We start from the raw sequence: 13689 nt of genomic DNA, 5'->3' as shown, positions 1-13689 counted from the left end.
AGTTTGGACGAATTACCGTATTTGCGTATTTTTGGAATGAGAATTGAACATTTTCAAGATTACTTTTGAACATTTCAGTGGTAGGTTTTAAAGTTTTTATATAATGGAATATCTTAGGAAACAATATAATACGCTGAAGGAACGTATTGAAGAGCCTCGCAAATTCATACAGGTAATTGCCGGACCGAGACAAGTCGGAAAGTCAACATTGGTCAGTCAGGTACTCAGACAGATAGAGTTGGCCTATATGATGGAAGTGGCTGATGGGGTAGATTCCAAAGATACGGATTGGATAAGACGGGTGTGGGAGTCTGCCCGTACAACCATGCAGCTTCGCAAGAAAAAAGAATTTCTGTTGGTTATCGACGAAATTCAGAAGATTGACAACTGGAGTGATGCCGTTAAAAGAGAATGGGATGAGGATACCCGGATGGGGTTGAATTTGAAGGTGGTGCTTCTGGGCAGTTCGCGTCTGTTGTTGAAGAAAGGCCTTACGGAATCCTTGGCGGGGAGATACGAATTGATAAGGTTAGGGCATTGGAATTATTTGGAAATGCAGGAAGCATTCGGTTTTACATTGGATGAGTATATTTACTTTGGAGGCTATCCTGGTCCGGCCCATTTGATAAAAGACGAGCGGCGCTGGAAGAAATATGTGAAGGATTCGCTTGTGGCTCCCGCTATCGAGAAGGATGTCATCATGACTTCCAATATCTATAAACCTGCATTGATGAAGCGGCTTTTTGAATTGGGATGTGGATATTCTGCAGAGGTTCTGTCGTTGACCAAACTGATCGGACAGTTGCAGGATGCCGGTAATGTGACGACATTGGCCGGGTATTTGGAAATCTTGAATCAATGCTCTTTACTGGCCGCTTTGCAGAAGTATGCCAAGGATGATGCCCGTAAATATAACTCGATTCCCAAATATCAGGTGTACAATAATGCGTTGATGACAGCTTATAAGGGACGAACTTTTGAAAAGGATCGAATTGACCCGAGGGTTTGGGGCCGATGGGTGGAAAGTGCGGTCGGGGCTTATCTGCTGAGTATGGCCGAGGAATTGGAATATCAGTTGTATTATTGGCGTGAAGGAACCGATGAAGTGGATTTTGTTATCGTGAACGGAGGAGAATGCATTGCCATTGAAGTAAAAAGCGGCCGCAGAGGAATGAACAGTGGACTTCCCAAGTTTGTAAAGGCTTTCCATCCGAAGCGTTCCTTTGTAGTGGGAACATCCGGTGTATCATTGGAGGATTTTCTGAAAAGTGATTTGGAAGAACTAATTCACTGGACGTAACCGGTTCGAGAGGACTTTATCGTCTTTTTCTATATCCGATAACACTTGATAAGACTTCATAAGCCTGCGATAACGCGGGCTTTATTTGTCTCTGTCTATCTTTGTGCCACCGAAAAGAACGGCAGAAGGATACAATCATCCCCGTTGATGGCAAGAATCATCCCGGTTGATTGGGGGAATCATCCCGGATGATTGTATCCTAAGGTCATGAGGAAGAAAGGCTGGGTGCAGGCATACACCGCTCCTTGTCTGCGACACTGGCGGCCGGACTTCGGAGTGATCTATCATGCTGTACAAAAATGAAGAAAAGAATGATGAGACAAAAACTATTGGCATCGGCGGCCTGCCTGCTGCTGGCTTTGCCGCTCTCCGCCCAGGAGAATCTGGAAAAAGAAAACACGCGTACGCTGTCGGCCGACAGCATTCTGACGGGCGATGCCCGCATGGACAGTCTTTACCGGCATTTGCCCGAGGTGATGGTGACCGGCGAACGTCCCGTCGTGAAGGCTTCGGCCGGTAAGCTGGAGTACGACCTGCCGCGGATGATCAAAGACCGCCCGGTGGATAACGTATACGAAGCCTTGAAAGAACTGCCCGGCGTGATGGAGCAGGACGGAGCACTGACGTTGGGCATGCAGGCGGTCACCATCGTGCTGGATGGCAAGGTGACCAACATGAGCGGTGCGCAGCTGTACGCCTTGCTGAAATCGTTGCCTGCCGACCGCATCGAACGCGTCGAAGTGATGTACAACGCGCCTGCCCGCTATCAGGTACGCGGAGCGATGATCAACGTCCGCCTGCGCCACCGCATCGGCGACCCGGGCGTGATGCAGGGCGAAGTTTATGGAAAATACAATCAGGAGCATGAAGCCTCGTTCGAGGAACGTGCTTCCTTGTTATACAACGGGCATCGGTTCTCGGCCGACTTTCTTTACTCTCACACCCACGGCGAAAGCTTTAACACCACCGACAAGAAAGCCCGCCACTGGCAGCAGGCTGACGGTTCAACGCATCTCATCGACAACTACGAGGAGATGCGTGCCCGCAGCCATACCCACAGTTTCCGCTTGGGTACGGACTACACGCTGGCCGAAAACCATTCGCTGAGCTTTGTCTACAACGGTGCCTATGCGACGAGTCACACCCGACAGAACTCTACGGGCACACAGACGGCCGAAAGCCTGAGCGAACAGACCTCGTGGTTGCACAACGGCCGTCTGGACTATCAGACACCCATCGGACTGAAGGCAGGCGTGGAGTTCACATGGTACAACGCTCCGGGCAATCAGCTGCTGCACAGCCGTATGGGTGATGATGCCCTCGACTTCTATACCGAAGACGGACAGCGCATCAATGCCTGGAAGTTCTTCCTTGCGCAGGAACATCAGCTGAAGAACGGCTGGGGGCTGAACTACGGTGCAGTCTACACCACGAGCGTGGACCATTCATACCAGACGTATGAGGAGTTGATTTCAGTTGACAAGTTGACGAGGTTTCAGGCCACAAGGAGCTTGTCCCCTTGTCAACTTGTCCACTCGTCCCCTCGTCAACTGAAGGACGTCAAGTCACGCCGACGTGAGCAGACGCTCAATCTGTATGCTGGTTTCAGCAAATCCTTCGGACAGAAACTGATGACCGATTTCTCACTGGCCGTGGAGCGCTACAAGACACCCGTATGGGACGAGTGGGACGTCTATCCCGTCCTCAATCTGACCTACCTGCCTGCCGACGGGCACATCCTCCAGCTCAACTTCAGCAGTGACAAGAGCTATCCCGGCTATTGGGCGGTGCAGGACGTCATCTCGTACTTGGGTGGTGGCTACAGCGAGATACACGGTAACCCGTTACTGAAGCCCGCCATCGACTATTCCACTTCGCTGACTTATATCCTGAAGTCGAAGTACGTCTTCCGTGCCTGGTTCAACCACACTAAGGACCGTGCCGTGCAGACGCTCTACCAGTCGCCCGACGAACTGCTGGAACTATACAAGTACTTGAACTTCGACTTTGAACAACAAGCGGGCCTGCAAGCCTCCATACCCTTCAAAGCCGGACAGTGGCTCAACTCGCGCCTCACCCTTATGGGCCTTTGGATGCGCCAGAAAGACAGCGACTTCTACGACCTGCCCTTCGACCGACATCGCCTGTTAGGCATCGCCGTGCTGAACAACACCTTCACCCTGAGTCGCAAGCCCGACATCCGCCTGACCATCGACGGACGTCTGCAGGGGCGTGCCATACAGGGCATCTACGACATTCCCACGTGTGGCGACCTTTCGGCCACGCTGCGCTATACCTTCCTCGGCGGTAATGCCGTGCTCACCGCTTGGTGTCGCGACATTCTGCAAACCTCTATGCCCTGCCCGCAGATACGTTATGCCCATCAGTGGGTGACAAACGAGTACTCCAGCTTTCGCAGCGTGGGCCTATCCTTTGCCTGGAAATTCGGTGGCTACAAGGAGAAGAAGCGCGAGGCGGTGGATACGTCGCGGTTCAAGTAATGAGTTGTAGAAAATAAATACTATCTTTGCCGGAAAGTAAAACATTGGATATGAAATCGAGTTTATTGCTAAGTCTATTGTTTGTTACTTTCTTGGGAATTTCTTGTACCGGTTATGAAAAAAAACAGACGAATAAGACAGACATTATCGACAGTATTGTCCGCCCGACTGCCGATACAGCGTTTGTCAGAAAGAACGGGGCTGCGCTTCATACAGCCTTATCTTCCAAGATACACTCCTTGAAAGATACGTTGCTTCGTTGTAATATCATCGGCTACGGTATGGGAGAGTATGAGAACGTCTATCTGATAGCCAACACACCGGAATGGCAGGAACGTTTCAGAAAAGAAGTGGCCGACCATCCTCTTATCCGTTTTCATGGTTACGACGGGAACGATGTCTGCAAGGAAGAAGGCGTGAACCATCTGTACGGCTTGCATCTATGGATCGAAGCGGAAGTCCGGCCCTTGTCCACACAGACTCTTTCTTGTGTATTCAGCAACGAAAGCGATACGGACATCTTATGCAGCAAGCACTACTCCCTGGCCTACGAAAAGTCTCCCGGCCACTGGTGCTACTTGCCCATCAACACTTATGCCGAAGATATCGGCATCATTGTCAAGCCCGGAACCGAACATCGTTTCACAGCCCGTCTGTATCCCGAACTCTTCCCCAATCTTCCCACCCGCTACCGCCTGTTTTATGAGGTGTGGAGAGAATGGGGAGAAGATGCAAGAGAGAAGATTGTACTCATGGAAGAATTTCGAATGAAGGAATAATATGAAAAAGATTGTTTGGCTAAGTATATGTTTCATCTGTCTGCTGAGCCTGTCTCTTCGGGCAGAAGTCGTGCCACTTGATACGATACCTTTCGAATTGGGTACCGACAACCGTTTGTATGTGACAGTCTATATCAACGGGCAGGATGACCGTCCCCTGCGCTTTCTGCTGGATACGGGGGCGACGGATGTGGTGCTCAATTCCAATTCGCTGCGCACCGAAGGGCTTGCCACCTTTACGGGAAGTGTGGAGAACAGTGGCGCCAATTCGGTGGAAACCATTCCTTCCACAGAGTCCTCTCAGGTGGTGAGGATGGGTAGCCGGGCCATTTCCGGCTTGAAACTGATAGCTATTCCTTATCCGCCCGATGCCTGGGACGGTGTGCTGGGGCTTTCATATCTTAGAAATTTTGATGTCCGTATCGATTATAGGCGGAAATCCATCTTCCTGTATGAATTGGGTGACGGGCAGAAAGCGGCATCGGACAAGGATGTCAGGCTGAAGATGGACTATTGTCTGGGAGTGCCGGTCGTTCCGGTCGGCGTGCGTGTCGGCGGAGTGGATTATCTGGTGTCGGTAGAGGTGGATACCGGTTCCGACCGTGTGTTCGATCTCAATACACCTTTCGTCCGTCGCAACGGTCTGCTGGGCACACAGAAACCATTTGCCATCTCGCGCATAGCCGGTACGGTGAAGGACGGCGGTGAACTTCAGAATGTGTACTTCGATTCGGTAACACTGGGAGATGCACTGACTTTGCCTCGCATACCCGGTGCCTTTTCTACAGTGACGGCAGGGGTGCAGGCCAGTGACGCGATGGACGGGGTGTTGGGCAACAATTTCCTGCAACGCTTCAACCAACTCTATGACTTCAAGAACAATTATCTCTATCTGGAGGTGAACGACCGGCTCTATACTCCTTTCTATGACTTTCTGGTTCGTTGAACAGGAAGTTCATATCATTGTAACGCTTTGTACATACCCCTGACACATCTTGTGTTCATCTTTGTATCAAGAAAAACAACAAGCTGAACAATGATGCGTCTACGTACATTTTATTCTACCATTGTGTTGTCCGACATTCATCTGGGGACATCACATTCCAAGACAACCGAAGTGACTAACTTTCTGAAATCGGTGAACTGCCGCCGTCTGATATTGGATGGAGACATTATCGACGGATGGGCTTTACGCAAGGGGGGCACCCGCAAGTGGCAGGCACGCCATACGGAGTTCTTCAAAGTTATCATGAAGATGATGGAGAAACAGGGAACGGAGGTTATCTATGTGCGGGGCAACCACGATGACTTTCTGGACAGTCTGGTGCCCTTTACTTTCTACAACATCCGCATTGTAAAGGACTTCATTCACGAAAGTCACGGCAAGCGTTACTACGTGACGCATGGCGACATCTTCGATACCGTTACTACAAACATGAAGTGGCTGGCACAGTTGGGTGACTTGGGCTATACCTTCCTGCTGTGGCTGAATAAAATCTACAACAACTATCGTACGCGTCACGGTCAGCCTTATTATTCGCTCTCACAAGCCATCAAGCAGAAGGTAAAGACTGCTGTTTCCTACATTTCCGACTTCGAACAGGAGTTGGTGAAATTTGCCCGTGCCCGCAAGTGCGACGGAGTAATATGCGGACACATTCATCATCCGGCCGATACGTGGTACGATGACATCCATTACCTCAACTCGGGCGACTGGGTAGAGACTATGTCTGCCTTGGCTGAAGACGAAGACGGCAACTGGACGGTCATCCGTTATGGAGAGTTGCAGATGGAGCAAACCGGGAATCCGGTTCGTCAGATTGCCTCCTGATTTTTCAGTATCTTCATTGCGATGTCCATATACCGTGTGATGTCGGTAGTAATCTCTCGGTCGTATACATCACAACGTTTGCGTCCCAGACGTACGACGATGGCATCCATCTCGGGGATGGCGATGATGTACTGTCCCAACATGCCGCGCAGGTAGGGGCAACGCATGCCGTGATAATCCATGATCCACGTCTGGAAGCCATAATAGCTGAGCGTATCTTTACCCCATTGGTCTTTCAAGTACGAGGCAGGGCGCATCAGTTCGTTCATGTAGGCTTCCGATACCAATTGGCGGCCTTGCCAGTTACCATGATGCAGTAACAGGCGGGCAAAGCGGGCTACATCGCGTGCCGTGGTGTGGAAGCAGCAGAAGGCTTTCTCGTCACCGTCTTTCTTGTCCAGCAGCCAGTAGGCATCCCGTTCGGCTTGCATGGGCTTCCAAAGTTTTTCTTCTGCATAGTCACTCAATGTCTGCCCAGTGGCGGCTTCGATAACGAAGGCCAACAGCTGTGTCTCCCCGCTACGGTAGGAGTATTGCACACCGGGTTTATCAATCACTTCCAGGCCGGTTACCAAGTCGTACAAGTCGTTGCCGTAGTAGCCGTGTGTGGTGACGGAGAAAAGCGAAGCATAGGCTTCGTCCCACGCCATGCCGCCGCTCATGGTAAGCAGGTGACGCAGAGTGACGTCGGCCTGCATTCCTTTCGTATAGGCAGGAATGTAGCGCGACACGGGATCATCCAGATTGTGTATCTTTCCTTCGTCGAGGGCAATACCGGTCAGCAGTCCTACGATGGTTTTCGTGGCAGAATAGATGTTCGAAGTCAGCGTGTCGTTCCAACCGTCGCGATAGCTTTCAAAGACGATGCTGTCGTGATGGATGACGAGGAAGGATACGGTATGCAGACTGTCCAGATAGTGCGCATCATTCTCCGTCAGCCGGTAGCGGTTATAGTCGGAAGAGAGGGGCCAGTGCCATACGTCATTGGGATTGTGGTGTACCGTATGGCGGTGGAAGGTTTCCAGATCATCGATGACGGGCATCCAATGGATGAGTGCCTGACGGGCATAGTAGGGTAGAGAGGCATAGACGATGGCGAGCACTGCTACCAAAGCGATGAGCACGCGGAGGGTGGTTTTCTTTTTTGTTTTCATAGGTTTACTTTTTGTTCTGGATACTCAGGCAATATTCCGATGGCGTCATTCCTGTTTGTTTTTTGAACATCCGACTCAGATGCTGGGAATATTCAAATCCTAAACTGTATGCTACTTGGGTAACTCCTGTTCCACTAGCAAGCAGATTTTTCGCTTCTTGAATAATATACTGACGGATATGATTGCTTGCCGTATCTCCAGTTGTCTTTTTTATGAGATCGCCAAAATAGTTGGACGACATGCAAAGTTTGTCTGCAAAATACTGAACTGTGGGCAGTCCGAACGATAATTGTAAGTTCTCATCGAAATAATTCCGCAACAGATTCTCGAACTTGATGAGTATATCCGAATTTTCCAGTTTCCGTGTCATAAATTGTCGGTTATAGAACCGTTGGCAAAAATTCAATATCAGTTCAATGTATCCGACAATGATTGCATCTTGGACGGCATCATGCTTGCGCTCGATTTCCTTATGGGTCTGTTGCATTAGTGTGATGAATAAATCGTGTTCTTCGTCTGTCATGTGCAAGGCTTCGTTGACGCGATAGTCGAAAAACGAATATTCCTTGATTTTCTTTTCCAAATGCGTTCCGTGTAGCAGGTCTGGGTGAAATAGCAAGGCCCATCCTGTCAGATTGACTTCTTCACCGTTATCTTCTTTGCCACCTATCTGGCCGGGAGCTACACAAATGAGTGTCCCTTTATGGTAATCGTATTTCCCACGTCCGTATGCTAAGTCTATTTCTGATTCGTCGTGCAAAAATATTCCATAAACTCCATAGTTATTCAGGCAATGGCGTACAGGCGAAACTTCTGCAAAGTCTATAACGTTGACACATGGATGAAAGTCTGTAGCTCCGACATAGCGGCTGTAATCACTTACGTTTTTTACTTTCAGTATCTTACTCATGAAGTTTATACTAATTTGATGTTCAATCACAAAGATACGTCTTTCTTGTTAGAGAGAGAAGTAAAAAACGGGTTTATATCAGTGAAATGGATACAAACATCCCACTTATTGTCACTTTTGTCTTGTGAGTGCTTTCTAATTTTGCATTAAAATAATGATATACAATTATGAAAAGAAGAGATTTTTTGAAAATGACATCCATATCGACTCTGTTGGCAGCAGGAGAATGGATGGGACTGTCTAACGTATTTGCACAATTTCCATCGAAGTCGGTAAGCGGATATTCAAATGGTAGTTATCAGTCGGACAGTAGCATGGAGCATAGAAAGCTGAAAGGTTTGGATGTTTCTGCTATCGGGCTTGGTTGTTTGCCGATGGTAGGTTATTATGGTGGAAAGTTTGACAAGCGTGACATGATTGCCTTGATACGTCGGGCATATGATAAAGGAGTAACTTTTTTCGATACGGCAGAAGTGTATGGGCCTTATACTAGTGAGGAGTGGGTTGGTGAAGCACTGGCTCCGTTTCGGAAGGAGGTTAAGATCGCCACAAAGTTCGGATTCGGTGTTGAAGAAAGGCAACCGACTGCACTTAATAGTCATCCCGATCATATCCGCCGTGCAGTGGAGGGATCGTTAAAACGTTTGCGTACGGATCATGTTGACTTGTTGTACCAACATCGTGTCGATCCGAATGTGCCGATGGAAGAAGTTGCAGGTGTAGTAAAAGATTTGATACAGGAAGGAAAAGTGTTGCATTGGGGAATGTCCGAAGCGAGTGCTTTTTCTATTCGACGTGCTCATGCAATATGTCCTGTTTCGGTTGTGCAAAGTGAATATGCCATTTGGTGGCGCGAACCTGAAACAAAAATATTTCCTACACTCGAAGAGCTTGGCATCGGTTTTGTTTCCTATTGTCCGTTAGGACGTGCATTTCTTACTGGTATGATTGATGAAAACAGCCGTTTCAAACAGGGAGATCGGCGGTGGAATTTGCCACGATTTACTCCCGAGGCTTTGAAACATAATATGCCACTTGTGGCACTTGTCCGTAAATGGGCGCAACGTAAAGGATTGACACCTGCTCAGTTCGCACTTGTTTGGATACTTTCGCGTAAGCCATGGATTGTTCCGATACCGGGAACTACCCATCCCGGTCACTTGGATGACTTCCTTGGTGCAGGAATCATTCGTCTGTCGGCTTGGGAAATGGAGGAATTCGATAAAGAATATGCCCAAATTGATCTGATGGGGCATCGTGCCGATCCGTTTACTGAAAGTCAAATTGATAAATAAGAATAAGCAATGGATTATGTAACATTAAATAATGGTGTACAGATGCCGATGCAGGGATTCGGAGTTTTTCAGGTGTCAGATGCATTTATGTGCGAACAGGCTGTTTCCGATGCCATTAAGGTCGGTTACCGGCTTATTGATACGGCATCTGTGTATGGGAACGAACGGGCTGTTGGTGCTGCTGTTCAAAAAAGTGGTATTCCGCGGCAGAATTTATTCATTACAACCAAAGCATGGATATCAGAAATGGGATACAAGCAAACCATGCAAGCTTTTAAAGATTCGCTTATCCGTTTAGGAATGGACTATATTGATCTTTATCTGATTCATATGCCTTTTAATGATTATTATGGAGCATGGAGGGCCATGGAGGAACTCTATGCGTCAGGACATGTACGTGCTATTGGAGTTTGTAATTTCGAGCCGGATCGCTTAATAGACTTATGTTTGAATGTAAAAACTGTTCCGGCCGTTAACCAGATTGAAGTACATCCTTATACCCAACAGATAGAAGCAATGAAAATTATGCAATCACTTGGCGTACAGATGGAGGCATGGGGCCCTTTGGCTGAGGGTATGAACGGATTGTTCACAACCCCTCTTTTAACCGCTATTGGGCACAAGTATGGCAAATCGGCAGCACAAGTTGTGTTGCGCTGGCATCAGCAGCGTGGGACAGTTGCTATTCCGAAGTCGGTTCACAAAGAACGCATGGAAGAGAATTTTGCCATCAATGATTTCGTATTGAGTCAGGAAGATATGGAGACCATTGCTACGATGGATACTGCTCATCCTACAATTCTTGATTTACATGCTCCGGCAGAAGTTGAACGTTTGTATCATATCAAACCTATAAGTTGAAAATGTTGGTATAATTATTATAAATGGTCTGTATTATAATCAATAGTTGTACGGAAACAACAGCGTAAATATACTCCCTTCACCGGGACAGGAACGGACGTCGATGCTGCCACTGTGTTGGTGCATAATCTGCCGGGCAAGCGTGAGGCCGATGCCCGAACCTCCGGGCTTGGTAGTGAAGAAGGGGACGAAGATACGTTCCTGCACTTCGGGTTCGATGCCTGTACCATCGTCTGTCACGCGAAGAAAGATACGGCCAGTAGGGGTGACACCTGCCGATAGGGTGATACATTTGGCATCGTTCTCGCGGGCATTTTTAATCAGGTTGATGAGCACCTGCTCCACTTGACCTTTGTCAGCCAGTAGGCGGAGTGGGGCAGGAGGTGGTGTGAAACGCAAATCGTTCTTATCAGTCTGCATGAATCGGAGGACGTCTTCCAACAGTGTGGCAGCGTCAAGAGGTTGCAGCAGGGGCGAGGGCAGGTGTGATACTTCCCGATAACTGCCTACGAAGCGGGTCAACGCATTCCCTCGTCGGGCAATGGTGGCAAGCATCTGTCGCATGTCTTCCTTGTCTTGTTGGTTGCCTTTCAGCCCGTCTACTTGCTTGCCTAACAATTCGGCCAGGGAGACAATGGGGGTGACGGAGTTCATGATTTCGTGGGTCAGTACCCGTATCAGTTTCTGCCAGGCCAATGTCTCTTGGGTGTCCAGTGCCGAATGGATATTCTTCAGGCTGGCAATGACCAGCTTTCGTCCTTGTAGGATGAATTCCATGCCCGACAAGGCCAGTTGTGTTCCTTCTTCCTGTTGGTGAACCTGTATTACGTGCAGTGAACCGGGACGCAAGTCACGTAGCAGGCGGGGCAGATCGGGATGGAAAAGGCGTAAATCATCTACAGTCTTGGGGGCTTTCAATATCCAGGTTTCTGCTTGCAGTTCGTTTACAGTAGTGGTCAGCAGACGTGTAGCGGCCTCGTTCTTCCATTCGATGTTGCCTTGTGGCGTATAGACCAGTACGGCGGTGTCGATGTGGTTGGCCAGTGCCTGAAAGTAAAGCAGGCGCCCTTCCTTGCGTTGCAGGTTGGTGCGATAGTGTTCCAGTGCCTCCTGCATGCTGTCCAGCAGTTCGGGTGGCAGGCCGCGATGACCGCTTGCCTGGTTGCTGCCGAAGGCTTCGGGAAATTCGGAGTAGCGCACCGACTGAATGAACTGCTCCATGAGGCGTGACGTACGCTTCATATACTGGCAGACAGCCCAGGCAATGCCCAGTGTCAGCAGGGCGGCCAGACACATGTTGATATAGAAACCGTGTACTGTCATCCAGGCTGTAAGGAGGCACGATGCCAGCAGGGCGGCGGTAAGCAGCAAGGGGGTACGGGTCCAGTGGGTTTTCATATTGTTGTTTTTTAGGAGTTGACAAGTTGACGAGTTGACAAGTTAACAAGACTACAAGGCGGTTTCTAAAGACTCGTCAACTTGTTCCCTTGTCTCCTTGTCAACTACAATTTATACTTCTCAATCCTCCGGTACAGCGACGTCCGCGTGATGCCCAGCATCTCGGCGGCCAGGGTAATGTTGCCGTTGCACAGGCGGAGCACTTCGTCAATGCTTTCACGTTCGATGCGCTCCAGGTTGTAGCGTTCCTTCTCGTCTATCGGTTCGTGCATCAGGCGGCTTTGCAAGTGGAAGTCGCGGGCGGCAAGTATCGGTCCCGAGGTGAGGATGACTGCCCGCTCCACGGCATGCTCCAGTTCGCGCACATTACCTGGCCAGCGGTATTGCTGTAGCTGACGGCGTGCTTCACGGCCGATGCCCTTTATCTCTTTGTGATACTTGCGAGCATAGCGCTGCAGGAAGAAGTCGGCCAGCAGGAAGAGGTCGTCCCCCCGTTCGCGTAGGGGAGGCAGACGCAGTTCGATGGTATTGATACGATAGAGGAGGTCCTGGCGGAACTCGCGTCGGTCGATGGCGGCATACAGGTCGGTGTTGGTGGCGCATATCAGTCGCACGTCCACAGGATAAGTGGTTGTGGAACCCAGGCGCGAGGCACGCCGCTGCTCGATGACGGAGAGCAGTTTGGCCTGCATGGGCAGACTGAGGTTGCCTATCTCGTTCAGGAAGAGTGTGCCGCCCGTGGCTGCTTCCATGCGTCCCGGCTTGGGGCGGCGGGCATCGGTAAAGGCACCCTTTTCGTAACCGAACAGCTCACTTTCGAACAGCGGTTCGGGGATGCTGCCTAAGTCGATGGCTACGTAAGGTTTACTGCGGCGGGGCGACTGCTCGTAGATGTAGCGGGCCAGCAGGTCCTTGCCCGTACCGTTTTCGCCCAAGAGCAGAAGATTGGCATCGGTGTCCGAGCACTTGCGCACGGTCTGTAGCAGGGCTTGCATGGCGGCCGATTCGCCGATGATGCGTGTCGGTTCGGCAGGCGTGGCCAGCGCTTCGGCACGTTGTTCAAGGGTCTTCTTTTGTTCTTTCAGCACTGTTACCTCGTGTCGGCTGAAGCTGAGTTGCAGGGCAGCAGATACGGTAGCCAGCAGTTTGTCGTTCTGCCAGGGCTTGGGGATGAAGTCCGTGGCTCCCTGCTTGATAGCCTGCACAGCTTTCTCCGTATCACTGTAGGCGGTGATGAAGATGACCACTGCCTGCGGGTCAAGTTTCAATATCTCCTCCAGCCAGGCAAAGCCTTCGCGTCCGCTGACAGCGTCGCGGCGGAAGTTCATGTCCAGCAGGATGACGTCGTGCCTGACGCGCGACAGCAGGGGCAGCATCTCGCGCGGATCGTCGAGGGTAGTTACCTGTTCGGCCAGCGGGCGCAGCAGCATTTTCAGGGTGAAGAGGATGTCTTCGTTGTCGTCTACGATGAGTATTTTTCCTTTTTTCATGGGGCTTTGTTTTTCATCACAAGATTACACGGATGAACACAGATTTAATGATTATCACGAAAAAATAATCTGTGCCAATCCGTGTAATCTGTGGTGCCTACAAAGATACGTATTCTTTTCCGATAAACGCTGTACGGTAGCGTGCGATTGGTGTACGGATTCGGACGTTT

11 protein-coding genes are annotated in these 13689 nt (G+C 49.9%); 7 read left to right on the top strand and 4 right to left on the bottom strand.

From position 1 onward, the window contains the following. Nucleotides 1-103: 103 nt before the first annotated feature. The 5 genes from BQ5591_RS13535 to BQ5591_RS13515 all read left to right on the top strand — a co-directional run bounded on the left by BQ5591_RS13535 (nucleotide 104) and on the right by BQ5591_RS13515 (nucleotide 6411). Nucleotides 104-1300 carry an ATP-binding protein gene (locus BQ5591_RS13535; protein WP_071149754.1) on the top strand — a complete coding sequence of 399 codons (1197 nt, stop codon included), beginning with the start codon at nucleotides 104-106 and terminating at the stop codon, nucleotides 1298-1300. A 314-nt stretch (nucleotides 1301-1614) separates the two neighbouring features. Continuing rightward, complete coding sequence (locus BQ5591_RS13530; protein WP_071150726.1) at nucleotides 1615-3801, top strand: outer membrane beta-barrel protein; 2187 nt, start codon at nucleotides 1615-1617, stop codon at nucleotides 3799-3801. A 50-nt stretch (nucleotides 3802-3851) separates the two neighbouring features. Further along, nucleotides 3852-4580 (top strand): hypothetical protein, encoded by a 729-nt coding sequence (locus BQ5591_RS13525; RefSeq protein ID WP_159434482.1) that lies wholly within the window; start codon nucleotides 3852-3854, stop codon nucleotides 4578-4580. 1 nt (nucleotide 4581) lies between these two features. Then, complete coding sequence (locus BQ5591_RS13520) at nucleotides 4582-5526, top strand: retroviral-like aspartic protease family protein (protein ID WP_071149752.1); 945 nt, start codon at nucleotides 4582-4584, stop codon at nucleotides 5524-5526. 93 nt (nucleotides 5527-5619) lie between these two features. Continuing rightward, nucleotides 5620-6411: a UDP-2,3-diacylglucosamine diphosphatase gene (locus tag BQ5591_RS13515; protein ID WP_071150725.1), complete on the top strand. Its 792-nt coding sequence runs from the start codon at nucleotides 5620-5622 to the stop codon at nucleotides 6409-6411. Here BQ5591_RS13515 and BQ5591_RS13510 read toward each other — a convergent pair. Together BQ5591_RS13510 and BQ5591_RS13505 are read right to left on the bottom strand one after the other, a co-directional pair. Then, nucleotides 6396-7565 carry a serine hydrolase domain-containing protein gene (locus BQ5591_RS13510; protein ID WP_071149751.1) on the bottom strand — a complete coding sequence of 390 codons (1170 nt, stop codon included), beginning with the start codon at nucleotides 7563-7565 and terminating at the stop codon, nucleotides 6396-6398. The genes BQ5591_RS13515 and BQ5591_RS13510 overlap by 16 nt on opposite strands. A gap of 4 nt (nucleotides 7566-7569) precedes the next feature. Beyond that, nucleotides 7570-8475: a helix-turn-helix domain-containing protein gene (locus BQ5591_RS13505; RefSeq protein WP_071149750.1), complete on the bottom strand. Its 906-nt coding sequence runs from the start codon at nucleotides 8473-8475 to the stop codon at nucleotides 7570-7572. Between the two features lie 167 nt (nucleotides 8476-8642). Between BQ5591_RS13505 and BQ5591_RS13500 the strand changes: the two genes are divergently transcribed. Both BQ5591_RS13500 and BQ5591_RS13495 read left to right on the top strand, forming a co-directional pair. Beyond that, nucleotides 8643-9770, top strand: coding sequence for an aldo/keto reductase (locus tag BQ5591_RS13500; protein WP_071149749.1), 1128 nt, complete (start codon nucleotides 8643-8645; stop codon nucleotides 9768-9770). Nucleotides 9771-9779: 9 nt separating this feature from the next. After that, a complete protein-coding gene (locus tag BQ5591_RS13495) occupies nucleotides 9780-10631 on the top strand; it encodes an aldo/keto reductase (protein WP_071149748.1) in 852 nt (283 codons plus the stop codon). 39 nt (nucleotides 10632-10670) lie between these two features. Here BQ5591_RS13495 and BQ5591_RS13490 read toward each other — a convergent pair whose 3' ends face one another. Beyond that, nucleotides 10671-12029, bottom strand: coding sequence for a sensor histidine kinase (locus BQ5591_RS13490; protein WP_071149747.1), 1359 nt, complete (start codon nucleotides 12027-12029; stop codon nucleotides 10671-10673). A gap of 104 nt (nucleotides 12030-12133) precedes the next feature. Then, a complete protein-coding gene (locus BQ5591_RS13485) occupies nucleotides 12134-13519 on the bottom strand; it encodes a sigma-54-dependent transcriptional regulator (RefSeq protein WP_071149746.1) in 1386 nt (461 codons plus the stop codon). Nucleotides 13520-13689 lie beyond the last annotated feature (170 nt).

It is taken from the genome of Bacteroides ndongoniae, from assembly GCF_900108345.1.
Taxonomy (GTDB): domain Bacteria; phylum Bacteroidota; class Bacteroidia; order Bacteroidales; family Bacteroidaceae; genus Bacteroides; species Bacteroides ndongoniae.
The sequence above is the reverse complement of the archived record's forward strand: the minus strand, read 5'-3'. Positions and strand labels throughout refer to the sequence as shown.

Excerpts from the sequence above, each read along its gene's own strand:
- BQ5591_RS13535 (WP_071149754.1), top strand. The coding sequence starts at position 104 with ATGGAATATCTTAGGAAACAATATAATACGCTGAAGGAACGTATTGAA.
- BQ5591_RS13530 (WP_071150726.1), top strand. The coding sequence starts at position 1,615 with ATGAGACAAAAACTATTGGCATCGGCGGCCTGCCTGCTGCTGGCTTTG.
- BQ5591_RS13525 (WP_159434482.1), top strand. The coding sequence starts at position 3,852 with ATGAAATCGAGTTTATTGCTAAGTCTATTGTTTGTTACTTTCTTGGGA.
- BQ5591_RS13520 (WP_071149752.1), top strand. The coding sequence starts at position 4,582 with ATGAAAAAGATTGTTTGGCTAAGTATATGTTTCATCTGTCTGCTGAGC.
- BQ5591_RS13515 (WP_071150725.1), top strand. The coding sequence starts at position 5,620 with ATGCGTCTACGTACATTTTATTCTACCATTGTGTTGTCCGACATTCAT.
- BQ5591_RS13510 (WP_071149751.1), bottom strand. The coding sequence starts at position 7,565 with ATGAAAACAAAAAAGAAAACCACCCTCCGCGTGCTCATCGCTTTGGTA.
- BQ5591_RS13505 (WP_071149750.1), bottom strand. The coding sequence starts at position 8,475 with ATGAGTAAGATACTGAAAGTAAAAAACGTAAGTGATTACAGCCGCTAT.
- BQ5591_RS13500 (WP_071149749.1), top strand. The coding sequence starts at position 8,643 with ATGAAAAGAAGAGATTTTTTGAAAATGACATCCATATCGACTCTGTTG.
- BQ5591_RS13495 (WP_071149748.1), top strand. The coding sequence starts at position 9,780 with ATGGATTATGTAACATTAAATAATGGTGTACAGATGCCGATGCAGGGA.
- BQ5591_RS13490 (WP_071149747.1), bottom strand. The coding sequence starts at position 12,029 with ATGAAAACCCACTGGACCCGTACCCCCTTGCTGCTTACCGCCGCCCTG.
- BQ5591_RS13485 (WP_071149746.1), bottom strand. The coding sequence starts at position 13,519 with ATGAAAAAAGGAAAAATACTCATCGTAGACGACAACGAAGACATCCTC.